The sequence below is a fragment of the Bradyrhizobium sp. ARR65 genome (assembly GCF_000472385.1).
Taxonomy (GTDB): Bacteria; Pseudomonadota; Alphaproteobacteria; order Rhizobiales; family Xanthobacteraceae; genus Bradyrhizobium.
Map to the genome: position 1 here is coordinate 122,501 of NZ_AWZU01000001.1, position 15,053 is coordinate 137,553.

The 15,053-nt window shown below is 63.1% G+C and carries 15 protein-coding genes and 1 tRNA gene (1 of these 16 cut by a window edge); 6 read left to right on the forward strand and 10 right to left on the reverse strand.

Annotated elements, in window-relative coordinates; all coding sequences use genetic code 11:
- The 4 genes from F758_RS0100630 to F758_RS0100645 all read right to left on the reverse strand — a co-directional run.
- Positions 1-1,176, reverse strand: the 5' portion of a protein-coding gene (locus tag F758_RS0100630; protein ID WP_024506024.1) for an NAD(P)H-dependent oxidoreductase. The gene continues 129 nt to the left of window position 1, outside the view; only the first 1,176 of its 1,305 coding nucleotides appear in the window; it begins with the start codon at positions 1,174-1,176; its stop codon lies off the left edge, out of view.
- A gap of 116 nt (positions 1,177-1,292) precedes the next feature.
- Positions 1,293-2,093: a phytanoyl-CoA dioxygenase family protein gene (locus F758_RS0100635; protein ID WP_024506025.1), complete on the reverse strand. Its 801-nt coding sequence runs from the start codon at positions 2,091-2,093 to the stop codon at positions 1,293-1,295.
- A gap of 164 nt (positions 2,094-2,257) precedes the next feature.
- Positions 2,258-2,932, reverse strand: coding sequence for a GntR family transcriptional regulator (locus F758_RS0100640; RefSeq protein WP_024506026.1), 675 nt, complete (start codon positions 2,930-2,932; stop codon positions 2,258-2,260).
- 242 nt (positions 2,933-3,174) lie between these two features.
- Positions 3,175-3,978, reverse strand: coding sequence for an alpha/beta fold hydrolase (locus F758_RS0100645; protein WP_024506027.1), 804 nt, complete (start codon positions 3,976-3,978; stop codon positions 3,175-3,177).
- Positions 3,979-4,168: 190 nt separating this feature from the next.
- Between F758_RS0100645 and F758_RS0100650 the strand changes: the two genes are divergently transcribed.
- Positions 4,169-4,711, forward strand: coding sequence for a methylated-DNA--[protein]-cysteine S-methyltransferase (locus F758_RS0100650; RefSeq protein ID WP_024506028.1), 543 nt, complete (start codon positions 4,169-4,171; stop codon positions 4,709-4,711).
- Between the two features lie 166 nt (positions 4,712-4,877).
- Here the strand turns inward: F758_RS0100650 and F758_RS0100655 are convergent, their stop codons facing one another.
- The 4 genes from F758_RS0100655 to F758_RS0100670 all read right to left on the reverse strand — a co-directional run bounded on the left by F758_RS0100655 (position 4,878) and on the right by F758_RS0100670 (position 8,431).
- Positions 4,878-5,750, reverse strand: coding sequence for an MBL fold metallo-hydrolase (locus F758_RS0100655; protein WP_024506029.1), 873 nt, complete (start codon positions 5,748-5,750; stop codon positions 4,878-4,880).
- Between the two features lie 105 nt (positions 5,751-5,855).
- Positions 5,856-6,473 (reverse strand): glutathione S-transferase family protein, encoded by a 618-nt coding sequence (locus F758_RS0100660; RefSeq protein WP_024506030.1) that lies wholly within the window; start codon positions 6,471-6,473, stop codon positions 5,856-5,858.
- Between the two features lie 116 nt (positions 6,474-6,589).
- Positions 6,590-7,438 (reverse strand): fumarylacetoacetate hydrolase family protein, encoded by an 849-nt coding sequence (locus F758_RS0100665; protein ID WP_024506031.1) that lies wholly within the window; start codon positions 7,436-7,438, stop codon positions 6,590-6,592.
- Positions 7,439-7,582: 144 nt separating this feature from the next.
- Positions 7,583-8,431 carry an MBL fold metallo-hydrolase gene (locus F758_RS0100670; RefSeq protein ID WP_024506032.1) on the reverse strand — a complete coding sequence of 283 codons (849 nt, stop codon included), beginning with the start codon at positions 8,429-8,431 and terminating at the stop codon, positions 7,583-7,585.
- 116 nt (positions 8,432-8,547) lie between these two features.
- On the opposite strand from F758_RS0100670, the gene F758_RS0100675 reads away from it, so the two are divergent.
- A complete protein-coding gene (locus F758_RS0100675; RefSeq protein WP_024506033.1) occupies positions 8,548-9,021 on the forward strand; it encodes a DUF3775 domain-containing protein in 474 nt (157 codons plus the stop codon).
- Between the two features lie 69 nt (positions 9,022-9,090).
- Here F758_RS0100675 and F758_RS0100680 read toward each other — a convergent pair whose 3' ends face one another.
- Positions 9,091-9,873, reverse strand: coding sequence for an SDR family oxidoreductase (locus F758_RS0100680; RefSeq protein WP_024506034.1), 783 nt, complete (start codon positions 9,871-9,873; stop codon positions 9,091-9,093).
- Between the two features lie 144 nt (positions 9,874-10,017).
- On the opposite strand from F758_RS0100680, the gene F758_RS0100685 reads away from it, so the two are divergent.
- Entirely contained in the window at positions 10,018-10,779 is a 762-nt protein-coding gene (locus tag F758_RS0100685) for an SDR family NAD(P)-dependent oxidoreductase (RefSeq protein WP_024506035.1), read from the forward strand.
- Between the two features lie 101 nt (positions 10,780-10,880).
- Here the strand turns inward: F758_RS0100685 and F758_RS0100690 are convergent, their stop codons facing one another.
- Positions 10,881-12,314 (reverse strand): coniferyl aldehyde dehydrogenase, encoded by a 1,434-nt coding sequence (locus F758_RS0100690; RefSeq protein ID WP_024506036.1) that lies wholly within the window; start codon positions 12,312-12,314, stop codon positions 10,881-10,883.
- A gap of 282 nt (positions 12,315-12,596) precedes the next feature.
- On the opposite strand from F758_RS0100690, the gene F758_RS0100695 reads away from it, so the two are divergent.
- From F758_RS0100695 to F758_RS0100715, 3 genes are all read left to right on the forward strand, one after another.
- Positions 12,597-12,673, forward strand: a tRNA-Met gene (locus tag F758_RS0100695).
- A gap of 772 nt (positions 12,674-13,445) precedes the next feature.
- The gene (locus F758_RS0100710) at positions 13,446-14,426 is read left to right on the forward strand and encodes a dihydroxyacetone kinase subunit DhaK (RefSeq protein ID WP_024506037.1); all 981 of its coding nucleotides are present in this window, start codon (positions 13,446-13,448) and stop codon (positions 14,424-14,426) included.
- Position 14,427: 1 nt separating this feature from the next.
- Positions 14,428-15,030 (forward strand): dihydroxyacetone kinase subunit L, encoded by a 603-nt coding sequence (locus F758_RS0100715; protein ID WP_024506038.1) that lies wholly within the window; start codon positions 14,428-14,430, stop codon positions 15,028-15,030.
- Positions 15,031-15,053 lie beyond the last annotated feature (23 nt).

The window sequence follows — 15,053 nt, forward strand, 5'->3', positions numbered from 1 at the left end:
CAGTCCGATCGGCAACGCGCCAGCCTTTAGGCTCGCATTCGCTGGCAGCAGTTTGCCCCACACGGTGTAGCCGCCTTCGCCGTCGAGCATCTCGCCCTTGCTCAAGCTCCGCTTTGCGACTGCGGCGACATCGCCGCGAAACCCGATCGGTTGTCCTGTGGCTTCCCTGCGCAGCGCGGCCGACAAGACCGAGATGTTCAATTCCAGTCCGATCAGATGATAGGGCTTGTACATCGCGGCATAACGGCCGCTCTCGTCGGTCTTGAGCCCGTATTGCTTGAAGCAGTCCGCGGCATAGTCGTTCGGTGCTTCCAGCACGACATAAACGCCCCAGCGTAGATCGCGAAACACCGGGCGGCCGTCGCGCTCGAGCGAGGACACCACTTCGACCATTCCCGCCCTCTCAAGCACGCCGCCTTGCGCGCGTGGCCGCAACACATGCGGCAGATCGTCGACCCCGCAGGGAGGAAACAAGAGGCCGTTGCTCGGCACGTCGAGCCCCGTGGCGTTCGCGATCGCCGCCATCTCGATTGCCGATTTGGTGCCGTCGAGAAAGGAGTTGAACATCTGCGGGTTCATGCCGGCCGACTGCGCCTCGCTCCGGGTCAAGCCGTAATGCTGCCAGACATCATCAGGCGTGACCTCGTGATAGGCCGGCAGATATTTGGTGCCCTTGCCGGCGCAGGCCACGCGGAAACCAGTGGCGCGCGCCCAATCCACCATTTCCGCCGTGAGCGCCGGCTGATCGCCATAGGCGAGGGAATACACCACGCCGGCTTTGCGCGCTTCGTCCGCCAGCAGCGGACCGGCCAGCACGTCGGCTTCGACATTGACCATGACGATATGCTTTCCGTGCGCGATCGCCGCCCGCGCATGGCGAATGCCGGCGGCGGGATTGCCGGTCGCTTCGACGACTACTTCGATGTCGCTCGCCATCGCCTTCGCGCTGTCAGCGGTGTAGGTCGTGGCCGCAATGCGCGCGGCATCCCAGCCGACGGTGCGGCAGGCCTCACGCGCCCGTTCCGGGTCGAGATCAACGATCACGGACACATCCAGGCCCGCCACATGTGGCACCTGCGACAAGAACATCGAGCCGAATTTGCCGGCGCCGATCAGCGCCACACGCACGGGTTGGCCTTTGGCGCAGCGGGCATTGAGAAGAGGGAAGAGGTTCATGGAGGGATTGACCCGTTGTTTGTTGTCATTCCGGGGCGCGACGAAGTCGCGAACCCGGAATCTCGGGGTTCCGGGCTCGGTGCTGGCGCATCGCCCCGGAATGACGGGGAAAGCCTCTACTCTGCCGCCTGCCGCTGCGCGCGTGCCAGCCGCAGCAGCGCGTCATCGTCCACCGTCGTGATCGGCGCGAAATCGCGGTGCGCGATGTAGTCCGGCCGCGTCGGTGTGCGGATGTAATTGGAGACCGCGTTCAGCGTCAGATAGACGATCTTGCGCGGGTAGGGCGTGATGTTGCCGGCGGAGCCGTGCACCAGGTTGCCGTGGAACATCAGCATGCCGCCAGGCTTGCCAGTCGGCGCCACGATGCCGCCCTGTTTCACTAGCCGCGTCACCGTTTCCTCATCCAGCGTCCACAACGGATAGGAGGTGGTCTGAAGATCGTGCGAAGCCTCGAGGTCGCCGGCATGCTGGCTCTTCGGCACCAGCATCAACGGGCCGTTGATCGGCATCACCTCGTCGAGAAAGATCGCGATGTTCATCGCGCGCGGCTCCGGCATGCCGTCGTCGCGCTTCCAAGTGCCGTAGTCCTGATGCCACTGCCAGACGTCGCCGGTGAAGGCGGATTTGGCGTTGATCTTGAACTGGTGCATGTAGACCTTCTCGCCGAAAATCTGTTCGACCGGTTCGATCATGCGCGGGTGCGCGGCCAAGATGCCGAAAGCCTCGTTGTAGAGATGCGCCGCGAAGGCAGTCCGCGGCGCGCCGCTCTTTTCGCGCCAGACCTCCGGACGGTTCGCATCGTAAATGCGCTCAGCCTCGCGCGCCAGGAAATCGGTTTCCTCGGGGCTGAACAATTCGGGCAGGAACAGCCAGCCCTCGCGGTTGAAGAATTCCAACTGCTCTGTCGACAGCTTCATGGGACTTCCTCCTTGTTTGTTGTTGTCGTTGCTTTGATCGTTGCCATTTCCGCCGCAAGGCCACCGGGCTCGGCATGTTGGCCGATCCGATGATAACTCCGCCGCGACCCCGAAACCTCGAGATTCCGGGTTAGCGCTAACGTGCGCCCCGGAATGACGGCTCGTCACGCCGCCTCAAGTGTCGCCTTCAGCCTCTCTTCCGTTTTCTGACCTGCGTTAAGAGCGTGTGCCAAGGCGGCTGCTTCGGCAGCCCTGGCATTGCCGGAAAGGATGTGAGCCGCGATGTCGGCGTGTTCAGTCCAGGCGCTGTCACGATAGTCGAGCTCCGACAGCACGGTCGCCATCGAGCGGCGCATATGCAGCCATTGCGGCGCGATCATTTCCTCAATCACCGGATTGCCGGCGAGGCGATAGATCGCACGATGGAAGTCCACATCGAACGCAATCAAACGTGCCAGCGGTGTTTTCTCGTCAGCGCTCTGTCCCGCGCGCAGCGCTGATTCAAGCCGGTCGCGCCCGGTCGCGTCGGCCGTGCTGCGTCGTGCCGCGAGTCTTGCCGCGAGCGCATCGATGGCGCCGCGGACCTCGTAGAGCTGACGGATGTGCGGGGGATCGAGCTGGGTGACCTCGAAGCCGCGGCGGCCGCTTTCGGCGACGAGGCCCTGCCGGTGCAACAAATGTAGCGCATGCGAAACCGGCTGGCGTGAGACGCCGAGCTTTTCCGCAAGCTCGTTCTGCCGCACCCGCTGGCCCGGCGGCAGCGTCCGGTCGATGATCGCCGCGAGAATCCGCTCATAGACCTGGTCGGCCAGATTGGGGAGCGGGTCGAGGGGGATCATGCGCGCCGCCTGCTTTTGGAATACGGAATTCCGTATTCGGAAAGCTAATCCGACCACAAGCCACCGTCAAGCCTGGAGCATGATCCGGATCCGGAACCGGTTTTCCCTCGCGACAGATGCGAAGCGTTTGCGCGGAGATCATGCTCAGACGAAGGGATGAGATCATCATCCGATTGCGTCTAATCGGATCATGATCTAGGGCGCCGGAAACGGGCATCTATTGCGACCCCGCCTGCGCGCCGTTACTCAGCCAGAAAATCGAGAACGATTTCGCTGTAGGCCTGCGGTGCCTGCTCGAACATCGCGTGGGTCGCGCCTGCAATCATCTCGGTGCGCGATCCCGCCACATGTGCCGCCAGGGTATGCAGCACCTTTGCCAGCAAGCCCCTGGTAGCGCCACCGCCGATGAACAACGTCGGCGTCCGAATCGATTCCGCATCTGATTTCGCGAATGGAATGCGCGCGTCGCGCGCATCTCCGATCAGAGTGGTGGCGTTATCGCGCAATATCTGTTTTGCGGCTGCGGGCAGCCGTTTCCAAGGCACGTGCAGCGCGCTCAAGAAAATCTCCAGGCCGCCATCGATATCGCCCTCCGCGATTCGCTCAGCCGCTGCCGAGATCGGCCCCGCCATCGCCCACGGGCCAGGCACATAGTCGGAATCGAGGCTGGCATCGATCTCGCCGCCCGGCTCGGCCAGAATCAGCTTGCGCAGCAGGTCCGGTCGTCGCTGCGCGACGCGAAAGCAGATATGTCCGCCCCGGGAATGTCCCATCAGGTCGACCGGGCCTGCATCAAGCTGCTCGATGAAGGCGATCATGTCGTCGATGTGCTGCGCGAGGGAATAAGTATTGCCCGAGCCGTCCCAGTTCTCGGGAAAGAAATGCCGCAAGCTCACCGAGATCACGCGGTGCCTTGTCGTCAATGGGCCCAGCACGGGCGACCAGTTGCGAAAATCGCAGAGCGAGCCGTGCACGCAGACCAGGGGCCGGCCTTGCCCGATATCGAGATAGGCCATGTCATATTCGTTGACGCGAAGACTCTGCATGCGGCGCTCGTGAGGTAATCGTTTTGTGGCCTCCGTTTGTGGCCTCCCTGGCGGGAGGCGGCAGGAGGCAGGATGATAGTTGATGGCGTTAAGGTTTCATCGGAATCCGGGTGGATCGCAACATTCTCCAAGCCTAGATTCCACGCTTAAGGGTAGCATATGGGGTGAATAGAGATTGTTGGAGCCGACCATGCCAAATCAGCATTTTGCTTTGTTCGACACCGCGATCGGCGTTTGCGGCATTGAATGGGGCCCGCGCGGCATCAATGGCGTGCAACTGCCGATGGGCGATGTCGAGAAGACCAAGACCCGCATTCGCCAGCGTCACGGCGAGATCAGCGAAGCCGAGCCGACCGAGGAGGTCAGGCACGCGATCGACGAGATCGTCGAGCTGCTCTCGGGCAAGCCGAATGATCTTGCCGACATCGCGCTCGATCTCGAGGACGTGCCTGCCTTCAACCGCAGCGTCTACGAGATTGCGCGGCAAATTCCGCCGGGCAAGATCATGACCTATGGCGACATTGCCAAGCGGCTCGGCGGCGTGGAGCTGTCGCGGGACGTCGGCCAGGCGCTCGGCCACAACCCGTGTCCGATCGTCGTGCCCTGCCATCGCGTGCTCGCGGCCGGCAACAAGCCCGGTGGTTTCTCCGCCAATGGCGGCGTTGCCACCAAATTGAAGATGCTGGCGATCGAAGGCGCGATCGTCAATCACACGCCGAGCCTATTTGATTGAGGTGCGAACCTGCGTTCCCTCTCCCCGTTCTTACGAGGAGAGGGTTCGGGGGTGAGGGGCTCTCTTCACGCATTCGGTGCCAGCCGATGGACCTGTGCCCTCTCACCCGGATTGCATGTTCGATGCAACCCTGCCTCTCCCCGCAAGCGGGGCGAGATAGGACTGCTCAGCTCACCGTCTCGCATGTGAACGCATTGCCCTTGCGGCGGATCTTTCCGACCGAGGGCGAAGGGAAATGCGCGGGGCAGCAGAGCGTATCGGTCTCGCAATAGCGCTCCAGGAAATTGCGTCGCGTCACTGCCGCCTGCGCGGGATCGACGTCGAACTTCGGCGACAATTGGGGATAGCGCGTCTGCAGCGGAGTGTGCATGAGATCGCCGCAGAACACGGCGCTGTCCTTGCTTTTCCCAAACGCAAAGGCGACGTGACCCGGCGTGTGTCCTGGGGTAGGGATGATGCGCGCGTGATCGCCGATCGTAAAATCGTTGCTCACGATCTCGGCCTTGTTCGCCGTCACCACCGGCAGCACGCTATCGACGAAGGTCGGGACCTCTGTTTTGGCGTTCTGCGTGGTCCAATGATCGAACTCGGTCTGCGCAAACACATAGCGAGCCTTCGGAAAGGTCGGCACCCATCGCCCGTTCTCCAGCCGGGTGTTCCAGCCGGCGTGATCGGGATGCAGATGCGTGCACATCACGAAATCGATGTCGTCGACCGAGACGCCCACAGCCTTCAATCCATTCAGATAGGCGTCATCGGTCTTCATGTGCCAGTTCGGCCGCGTCGGCCGCTGCTTGTCATTGCCGATGCAGGTGTCGATCAGGATGGTGTGATGCGGTGTTTTGACGACGTAGGACTGGAAGCACAGGATCAGCACGTCCGCATCGTCCAGCGCCTTGGCTCGCCGCAGCCAGGCCCGGTTTTCGGCCAGCAATTCCGGTGTGAGATCGGGAAACATCTCCAGTGCGGGCAGGAAGGTCGTTTCCTGCTCGATGACGCGATGGATGGTGAGATCGCCGGCGCTGAAGCTGAGGCTCATGGTGCCACCTTTGTTTCGAGCGCGATTCGCGCATAACACGCCTCGCGCTTCTCGCGAAAATCGACTTAAGGCCGCGCTGCCTTCGGCTCCCGCCCACGCTCCCATTTAGGCCGCGGGCGGCAGCGATACTCTTACCGACGGCCGCTGCAGCATCTTCTCATGAAACGCATCGAGCTTGGGATAGGCCTTGCGCCAGCCGCAATCGGGGAAGCGGAAATCGGCATAGCCGAGCACGCACACAAGTGCGATCTGCGCGATATCGAGCGGGCGCGCCTGCATAGCTTCCACCTGCGCCTCGAACCGCGCCATGCCGAGCCAGGCGCGATTCCAGTGATCGTCGGACCACGCTTTCCAGCGCAAGCCTTCCGGCCGCGTGATGCTCTCGTAGCGGCACAGCAGCATGGAATCGAGCATGCCCTGCAGCAGCGAATGATCGGTCTTGACCTTCCATTTCAGCGGGCCCGCGGTCGGGACCAGCTTGTTGCCCCCGGCGAGCTCGTCGAGATATTCGATGATCACATAGGAGTCGACGACGATATCGCCATCGTCGAGGATCAACACCGGCAGCTTCTTTAGCGGGTGGATTTTCGAGTATTCCTCGTTGGGCTGACCGGGCGCGAGGGTCACCGGCGTCAATTCGATCTTGTCGATCAGGCCGAGCTCGATCGCGGCGATGCGCACCTTGCGGGCGAAAGGCGAAGCGGGGGAAAAGGTGAGCTTCATGCAAATGTCCTCTTGGGTAACACGACTGCTCGTCTTGCCAACGTTTAGGGCGGTCATTCCGGGTTCGATGCTTCGCATCGCCCCGGAATGACAGTGCCGATGGCGACTCGCAGCCCTCAATCCGTCGCCTGGATGATCTGCTGGCGCTGTTCGCCCAGACCTTCGATGCCGAGCGTGACGACGTCGCCGACATTGAGGAATTGCGGCGGCTTCATGCCGGTGCCGACGCCGGGCGGCGTGCCTGTCGTGATGATGTCGCCGGGCAGCAGCGTCAGGAATTGCGAGAGATAGGAGACGCACTTCGCGATCGAGAAGATCATGGTCTTGGTCGAGCCGGTCTGCTTGCGCTGGCCGTTGACGTCGAGCCACATCGACAGGTTCTGCACGTTCTCGATCTCGTCTTTGGTGGCAATCCAAGGGCCGAGCGGGCCGAAGGTGTCGTGCGACTTGCCCCTCGTCCACTGCCCGGGACGGTCGATCTGGAAATTGCGCTCGGAGACGTCATTGCAGATGCAATAGCCGGCCACGTGATTCATCGCGTCCGCTTCGGAGACGTATTTGGCGCGCGTGCCGATGATCGCGGCGATCTCGACTTCCCAGTCGAGCTTGGTCGAGCCGCGCGGCTTTTCGACGGGATCGTTCGGCCCGGACAGCGAGGTATTGGCCTTCAAGAAAAAGATCGGCTCGGCCGGGATCGGGTTGCCGGTCTCCTTGGCATGATCGCTGTAGTTGAGGCCGATGGCCACGAATTTGGAAATGCCGGTCACGGGCGGACCCAGGCGGGGATTGCCGGCCACCGCCGGGAGCGAGGCGGGGTCGATTGCCGCCAGCTTTTTCAGCGAGGCCGGTGTATAGGCCTCCCCATCGAGATCCCTGATATGCGCGGAAAGGTCGCGCAACTGCCCGGATTTGTCGATCAGACCGGGCTTTTCCGCACCCTTCGCGCCGTAACGAACAAGCTTCATTGAACTCACTCCCTAGGATGGACCGCTTGGTTAAATAGCTTCATGGAACAGGGCGGAGGGAAATTCAACTGTTCCCGGGCACTTGCATTGCAGGTCCTCACCACGAGGGGGAAGCCCAGCGGACCTCTCGCGATGTGAGACGACTCACCCCAGCGCGATGAACTTGAAGGCGTCGCCCTCGCGTCGGATATGGCCGGCATCGAAATGCCCGCCGATCACCAGCGTGGGCGTATCCGCAAATCGGGCGAACAGTTGCCGCCGCGTCGCGGCAGACCGGGCCGGGTCGGAATCGGCCGTCGACGACCAGTCCAGATGCGCCATCTGGCAAGGGTGGTGGGCGACGTCGCCCGCCAATAGCGCCTCTTCGCCATCGGATTTGATCAAGATGCTCACATGGCCCGGGCTGTGGCCCGCGGTCGCGATCAGGCTGATCTCGTCGGTGATCTCGGCATTGCTTGCGAGCAGCGTGGCTTTGCCAGCCTCCACAATCGGCTGCACCGCGTCGTCAAAGACCGCGCGCTTGTCTGGCGTCTCGCTATGGTTGCGCCAATGCTCATACTCGGTCCTGCCGAACAGATAGCGTGCATTGGCAAAGGTCGGCACCCACTTGCCGTCGACGAGGCGCGTATTCCAGCCGACGTGATCGACATGCAGATGCGTGCACAGCACGGTATCGATGCTGTCGGGCGGAAAGCCGGCGGCCGTCATGTCTTCCAGAAACGGCCCCTTGCGGTCATTCCAGGTCGGGATGTTGCGGCCTTCCTTGTCATTGCCGAGCCCGGTATCGACCACGATGCGATGCTCGGGCGTCTCCACCACCAGCGAGTGGATGGACATTTTGAGCCGGCCCTCCTCGGTCGCGAAATGCGGGATCAGCCAAGGCAACTTCTGGATTTCATCCTTCGTCGCCTGCGGCAGGATGAAGCGCGTCGAGCCGACCGTCTCCAATTCCACGATCTTGCTGATCCTGACCTTGCCTACTTTCCACTGCATCGCCCGCTTCCCAAGCTTGTGATGTTAGGCCGGAAGATGCGGTTTTCCGCCGTCTGGTGCAATGGATCATGTTGGGCCATGCTGCGTTATCGGGTTCACGTTAGGAGGAAGGCGCAATGCCTGAGCTGACGATTTCGCCGGAAAAGGTCGCTTTTGTGATCGAGAAGGCGCGGGAATTCGATGTCAAGGAGGAGGCTTCCGATCCGGATTCGGGATCGAACGCCGCCGATGACGATATGATCGACGTACTCGGCGACAACGGCCAGGACCCGGTCGTGCGCGAGCTCTCCAGCTTCATCCGGGCACTCAACGAGGACGAGCAGATCGATCTGGTCGCGCTGATGTGGCTCGGTCGCGGCGACGGCACGATCGACGAATGGGAGGATTTGCGCGCCCGCGCGGTGGACGCACGCGGCGAATATCGCAACCCGCGCAGCGAGACGGTGCGCTATCTCCTGGGCGAGCCGATGCTGGGCGATTTCCTTGCCGACGGTCTCGATGCATTCGGCGTCGAATGGGACGAGGAGCACACGACGCCGGATTCCTCCAGCCCGAGCGAGCGCGACGAGGACGAGAGCACGAAGCGGTAAACGGATTTCGCTGCGCTGCTTCCGCAGGTTCAGTCCACCTCTCTTCCGAGAGAGAGGTGGAGCAAATGTCTACAGCGTCCCAGGAAAGGCGCCGCCGTCGAGCAGGATGTTTTGCCCGGTGATGAAGCCGGCTTTGGCGCCACACAGGAACGCGCAGAACAGGCCGAATTCTTCAGGGTCGCCGAAGCGCCCGGCGGGATTGGCCTTGGCACGCTCGGCCAGAAGCTGGTCGGGCGTGATGCCGCGTTTGTCGGCTTCGGCCTTCGCGGTGCCGCGCAGGCGGTCGGTGGCGAACGGGCCCGGCAACAGCGCATTGATGGTGACATTGTTGATCACGGTCTTGCGCGAGAGTCCTGCGATGAAACCCGTCAGGCCTGCGCGCGCGCCGTTGGAGAGCCCCAGAATGTCGATCGGCGCCTTCACCGCGGCGGAGGTGATGTTGACGATGCGGCCAAATTTCCGCGCCATCATGCCATCCACCGTCGCCTTGATCAGTTCGATCGGGGTCAGCATGTTGGCATCCAGCGCCTTGATCCAGTCGTCACGGGTCCAGTTGCGGAAATCGCCGGGCGGCGGGCCGCCGGCATTGTTGATCAGGATGTCCGGATCGGGACAGGCCTTGAGCACCGCTTCGCGCCCGGCGGGCGTGGTGATGTCGCCCACCACTTCGGTGACGGTGACGCCCGGATTGGCCTTGCGAATCTCCTCCGCGGTCTTTGCCAGCGCCTCCGCGCCGCGCGCGGTCAGCGTGACGTGTACGCCCTCATTGGCCAGCGCGATCGCGCAGGCGCGGCCCAATCCTTTCGAGGATGCGCAGACGATGGCGCGGCGGCCCTTGATTCCGAGATCCACTTTTTCGCTCCCGTTGGCTTAAGGTGAGTTGGAAGCCGCCAATGTAGCCAAGCCCGGCGGCCGTGGTAAGCCATCCGGCGCTTTGCAGGTGCAGCAAATGCTCTGTATCAAGGCGGGTTACGGCTGTCTTCCGGAGATTTCGCCATGTCTGATCTGTTCGACGTCAGTCAGGAAACAATTCTGATCACCGGCGCCTCGCAAGGGCTCGGGCGGCAGTTCGCGCGCGTGCTGGCGACCCATGGCGCGGCCGTGATCATTGCGGCGCGGCAGGCGTCCAAGCTGAAAAATCTCGAGGAGGAGATCAGGGACAAGGGCGGCCGCGCGGCCGCCGTGCAGATGGACGTGACCGACACGGCATCGATCGCCAACGCGCTCGATGCCGCGGAGGCCGCGCTCGGGCCGATCACGGTGCTGATCAACAATGCCGGGATTGCGACCGAAAAACTCGCACTCGATCAGAGCGAGGCGGATTGGGATGCGGTGATCGGCGCCAATCTCAAGGGCGCCTATTTTGCGGCAACCGAAGTGGCACGGCGGATGATCGCGCGCAAGCAGGACGGCAATATCGTCAATATCGCTTCCGTGCTCGGCTTCTCCGTGCTGAAAGCCGTGTCACCTTACGCGATCTCCAAGGCCGGCATGATCCAGGCCACCAAGGCGCTCGCGCTCGAGCTTGCGGGCAACAACATCCGCGTCAACGCTCTCGCGCCCGGTTATATCGACACTGAGATGAATCACGATCTCTGGTCGACGCCCGCCGGCGAGCGGCTGATCAAGCGCATCCCGCAGCGCCGCGTCGGCGCCGAATCCGATCTCGACGGCGCAATCCTTTTGCTCGCCTCAAAGGCTTCGCGTTACATGACCGGCAGCGTGGTGACGGTCGATGGCGGGTTTCTGTTGACCTAAGCCGTTGCCCCGGGCCAAGCGAAGCGCGAGCCGGGATTTGTTTGGCGGGTCGTTCCGGGTTCGACGCTGCTGCGTTGCCCCGGAACGACGGCACCGACTGTCTACGACATAAACCGCATCAGCTTTTCCAGCCGTGCGATCTTCGCGCCGTAAGGCGGATAGAGGTCGGCCAGCCGGTTCAGTGCCGAGCGATAGAACACCGGCTTGAGCTTGCTGAACGTCCTAAAGCCCCATTCGCCGTGATAGACGCCGGTCCCGGACGCGCCGACGCCGCCCATCGGCTGGTTAACTTGCGTGAAATGGAACAGGCAATCATTGACGGTGACGCCGCCGGAGATCGTGCGTGCGAGCACCTCGTCGCGTGCGGCGCTGTCCCTGCCGAACCAGTACAGCGCGAGCGGCCGGTCATGCCTGTTGATGTAGTCGATCGGCTCCTTGGTGTCACGATAGGCAAGCACCGGCAGCGCGGGCCCAAAAATCTCCTCCTGCATGATCGCCATATCCGGCGTGGCGCCGACCACGAGCGTCGGCGGGAATTTGCGCCTCGCCTTCCAGTTCGGATCGTCGGGTTTGGCGGGTTGCAGAATCCTGGCGCCTCTGGCGGCTGCATCCGCCACCAAGCTTTCAAGGCGCGCATAATGCCGGTCGGAGATGATCGAGGTGTAGTCCTTGTTCGCGGGCTCGGTGCCGAACATGCGGCGCATATGGCTGTGCACCTTCTCGGCAAAGGCCTGCACGGATTCTTCCGGCACGAACGCATAGTCCGGCGCGATGCAGGTCTGCCCGGCGTTGAGCAGCTTGCCATAGGCGATGCGTTCGGCGGCCTCGTCGAGGTTGGCCGAGCGGTGGACGATCGCAGGCGACTTGCCGCCGAGTTCGAGCGTCACCGGCGTCAGGTTGCGCCCCGCGGCCTCGGCGACCAGACGGCCGACCCGGGTCGAGCCGGTGAACACGAGGTGGTCGAACGGCACGGAAGCAAAAGCTCTTGCGGTCTCCTCCTCCACTCCCGTCACAATCAGTTCGTCGGGCGCGAACTTTGCTGCGACCAGCTCCTTGAGCAGCGTAGCAAAACGTGGCGTCAGCTCGCTCGGCTTGATCATCACCCGGTTGCCCGCCGCGATCGCGCCGATGGCCGGCGCCAGCGTCAACTGCAGCGGATAGTTCCAGGGGGCGATGATGCCGACCACGCCGAGCGGTTGTGGGATCAGCCGGTTCTTCGCCGGCAGGAATTGCATGGCGGTGGCGACCCGCTGCGGCGCCATCCATTTTTTCAGGTGCTTTGCGGCATGCTTGATCTCGGAGAGCAGGAACAGGACTTCGGCGAACAGGGTCTCGGTCGCCGAGCGATGGCCAAAATCGACCGAGATCGCCTGTTCGAACCGGGCCTCGTTGTCGGAAATCATCGCGCGCAGGCGGGCGAGGCGCTCGAGACGCACCTCGAGCGACGGCGGGACCTCGGTGCGCGATTTTTCGAACATGGCATTGAAGGCATCGTCCAGGGCGGCATGCCCTTGGCTCTTCAGCGATTGGTCCATGGCGCTTTCCTCGGCTTCATCGACAGAGGACTGGTCTTTCGCGGAACTTCTGGCAAGAGGCGCGATTTTGGTCCCGTTTGGCGGATTTTGCCTGTCATAAAATCGAAAAAAGAGCGCGCAACACCCTTTCCAAAGCGGTTCCTGGTTGATACATAGCCCCCGCACCCCGATGGCACAGCCCCGGGGCGCCTTCTCAGGAAGCTTAAGGGATCGATCGGCGCGGCTGCCGCGTTAGCCCGCTTTCGTCCCCGGCTTTTCCTTTCAAGGCACGCAACGGTTTATCGCGGGGTGGAGCAGCCCGGTAGCTCGTCAGGCTCATAACCTGAAGGTCATAGGTTCAAATCCTATCCCCGCAACCAAGTTTTAAGCCCTTGAGAACGCATCGTTCTCAAGGGCTTTTTGCTGCCCCAAACTTGGTTGGAAATTTCGCTCGTGGAAGCGGCCGGAGGAAAGTCGCGGCGTAAAATCGGCGAGGGCGGACCGGGCGCGATGACTCAATTGTGATCGGAGGTCAATGGCGAATGCCGTAACTCACGTCGGATCACGGCATGCCTAAACCGATCGCTCAACGCCATCGTACATCCTAGCCCGCGTGCAGGTACAGAAGTAGTCTGTCTGTGGAACAGGAGGTCGGTGGTTCGAGCCCACCCAACTGTACCAACGAATCAAACGGTCATAGAAAACGATCGGTTTCGGAGTCGCTGATAGCTACCGCCTAGCCACCACGCTGCAGCGCCGTGCCAGTTGCCGTGCAACGAGAGTGTCCACCTCACCATCTGCTTGCCGCGCGCTCCGCGCAGCGAAGGTCGGGGCCTTCAATTGAGTCGTGAAGTCGCGCCGTTCTTCATCAAACGCCGGACTGGTCTGCGACCTCCGCTAGACTCTGACCGAGGGGTTTGAAGTCCAACTGTTGCTCTTCGGTGAAGGGCGCTCCGCTGCACGGGAAGCCGGCGATCGTCGCCGAGGGCAGCGCCGCCGAGATTGCGCGCGACCCGCGCCTGATGGGCGCTTATCTCGGCCATGGCGAGACCGCGGAGTAGCCGTCGCAATCAAATCAGTGCTCACGATCGCAGGCGACGTCGCGGGCAGGCACGGCATCGCCGGGCTGATGGCAGTCGCTGGAGTTGTCCAATGAAGAAGCTGATGAATTCACCCGACGCCCTCGTCGACGAGATGCTGGCGGGCCTCGTCGCGGCCCATCCGTCGCTGCTGCAAGAGGAGCGCGTCATCCGCCGCGCTGGCGGGACGAAGAGGGGCAAGGTCGGCATCGTCTCCGGCGGCGGCTCCGGACATCTGCCGCTGTTCATCGGCTATGTCGGTGACGGCCCGCTCGACGCCTGCGCCATCGGCGACGTGTTCGCGGGTCCATCAGTCGATTCCTGCATCCAGGCGATCCGCGCCGCAAATGGTGGCGCCGGCGTGCTGCGGCTCTACGGCAATTATGGCGGCGACCGCATGAATTTCGACCTTGCCGGCGAGATGGTCGACGTGGATCACATCCAGACCACCACCGTGCTCGGCACCGACGACATCGCCTCGGCTGCGCCGGATGACAGCGTCAAGCGACGCGGCGTCGCCGGCATCATCTATGCCTACAAGATCGCGGGCGCGAAGGCCGACGCCGGCGCGGGCCTCGCTGAGGTCACGGCCACGGCGCAGGCTGCCGTCAATGCCTGTCGCACCATCGGGCTTGCGCTCTCGCCCTGCCAGATACCCGGTGCGGCGAAGCCGACGTTCGAGCTGGGGGCCGACGAGATCGAGATGGGCATCCATGGCGAGCCCGGCATCTGGCGCGATAAGCTGCGACCGGCGGATGACGTCGCCGACGAGATGGTGCGGCGCCTGCTGGCCGACCCCGTCGCGCACAAGTCGGAGCGCGTCTCCGTGCTGGTCAACAGCCTCGGCGCGACGCCGCTGGAGGAGTTGTTCATCGTCTATCGTCGCGTCGCCGCGCTCCTGAAGAGAGAGGGCCTCACCATCGTGCGTCCCCTGGTCGGGCATTACGTGACCTCGATGGAGATGGCGGGGCTGTCGATCAGCATGATCCATCTCGACGCCGAGCGCGAAAGGCTTCTGGCCGCGCCCTGCGCCTGCCCGTTCTGGAGGGTGTAACGTGGCGATCACGGCGAATGAAGAGCGCCATGCCGCCCGTGCCAGGGAGGCAGCGACGCTTGCGCAGGACGAGCTCAACACAGCCGACGGCAAGATGGGTGACGGCGACACCGGCGTGATGCTGCGCCGCCTGTTCGGGGCGGTCGCCGCGGCCATACCCGACCAGGAGACGGATCTCGGTTCCGTCTTTCAGGCCTGCGCGAAAGCTTGTGCCAGCGGCACCGGCTCGAGCTTGGGAACGCTGGTGACGGTTGCGATGATGACGCTGGCCAAGGCGACGAAGGGGCGCAGCCAGATCGGTTGGGACGAGCTGGGGCCGTTGCTGGCGCTGGTCCGCGACCAGATGATGGCGCGCGGCGGCGCGAAGCTCGGCGACAAGACCGTCGTCGACATGATCGACGCCGTCGCTAACGCGCTCGTCGATGTCAGGACGCGGAAGGAGGCCTCTGAGGCCGCGCGAAAAGCCGTCATTGAGACGCTCGACGCGTTCCGCGATCGCCCGAACCGGCTCGGACGCGCCCGCATGTTCGGCGAGCGGACCGTGGGGCTCGACGATCCCGGCATGCTCGCCTTTTCGCGCCTGCTCGTCGCCGTCGCGGCTTGAAACGCGAAGAGTACTCGTGAATA

What these genes read in the sequence shown, in the direction of transcription:
- F758_RS0100645 (WP_024506027.1), bottom strand. Translation starts at nt 3,978, where the DNA reads ATGCAGAGTCTTCGCGTCAACGAATATGACATGGCCTATCTCGATATC.
- F758_RS0100660 (WP_024506030.1), bottom strand. Translation starts at nt 6,473, where the DNA reads ATGAAGCTCACCTTTTCCCCCGCTTCGCCTTTCGCCCGCAAGGTGCGC.
- F758_RS0100685 (WP_024506035.1), top strand. Translation starts at nt 10,018, where the DNA reads ATGTCTGATCTGTTCGACGTCAGTCAGGAAACAATTCTGATCACCGGC.
- F758_RS0100640 (WP_024506026.1), bottom strand. Translation starts at nt 2,932, where the DNA reads ATGATCCCCCTCGACCCGCTCCCCAATCTGGCCGACCAGGTCTATGAG.
- F758_RS0100665 (WP_024506031.1), bottom strand. Translation starts at nt 7,438, where the DNA reads ATGAAGCTTGTTCGTTACGGCGCGAAGGGTGCGGAAAAGCCCGGTCTG.
- F758_RS0100675 (WP_024506033.1), top strand. Translation starts at nt 8,548, where the DNA reads ATGCCTGAGCTGACGATTTCGCCGGAAAAGGTCGCTTTTGTGATCGAG.
- F758_RS0100690 (WP_024506036.1), bottom strand. Translation starts at nt 12,314, where the DNA reads ATGGACCAATCGCTGAAGAGCCAAGGGCATGCCGCCCTGGACGATGCC.
- F758_RS0100710 (WP_024506037.1), top strand. Translation starts at nt 13,446, where the DNA reads ATGAAGAAGCTGATGAATTCACCCGACGCCCTCGTCGACGAGATGCTG.
- F758_RS0100670 (WP_024506032.1), bottom strand. Translation starts at nt 8,431, where the DNA reads ATGCAGTGGAAAGTAGGCAAGGTCAGGATCAGCAAGATCGTGGAATTG.
- F758_RS0100650 (WP_024506028.1), top strand. Translation starts at nt 4,169, where the DNA reads ATGCCAAATCAGCATTTTGCTTTGTTCGACACCGCGATCGGCGTTTGC.
- F758_RS0100655 (WP_024506029.1), bottom strand. Translation starts at nt 5,750, where the DNA reads ATGAGCCTCAGCTTCAGCGCCGGCGATCTCACCATCCATCGCGTCATC.
- F758_RS0100635 (WP_024506025.1), bottom strand. Translation starts at nt 2,093, where the DNA reads ATGAAGCTGTCGACAGAGCAGTTGGAATTCTTCAACCGCGAGGGCTGG.